1 protein-coding gene is annotated in these 249 nt (G+C 59.4%); it reads left to right on the top strand.

All coding sequences use genetic code 11. The features are described 5' to 3' along the window. Positions 1-249, top strand: a 249-nt coding sequence (locus tag FNJ47_RS54250) for an uL13 family ribosomal protein (RefSeq protein WP_347341833.1), incomplete at both ends; no start/stop codon positions are given.

Here is a 249-nt window from a genome sequence, read left to right as displayed (position 1 = left end):
CCGCATGTCGATTGCGGCGACAACGTCATCATCGTCAACGCCGCGCATGTGGTGCTGACCGGTCGCAAGCGCGACCAGAAGGTCTACTACAAGCACACCGGCTTCATCGGTGGCATCAAGGAGCGCATCGCGACGAGCGTGGCGAGACGACCGACGACCAGACCCTTGGCGTCGATCACAACCCACTTCTTCGTCACTTCGGCGGGCTTGGCCGAGAACGTGCTCATGTGTGAAATCCGTGAAAAAGAA

The sequence above is a fragment of the Bradyrhizobium uaiense genome (genome assembly GCF_010811875.1).
GTDB lineage: Bacteria > Pseudomonadota > Alphaproteobacteria > Rhizobiales > Xanthobacteraceae > Bradyrhizobium > Bradyrhizobium uaiense.
The sequence above is the reverse complement of the archived record's forward strand: the minus strand, read 5'-3'. Positions and strand labels throughout refer to the sequence as shown.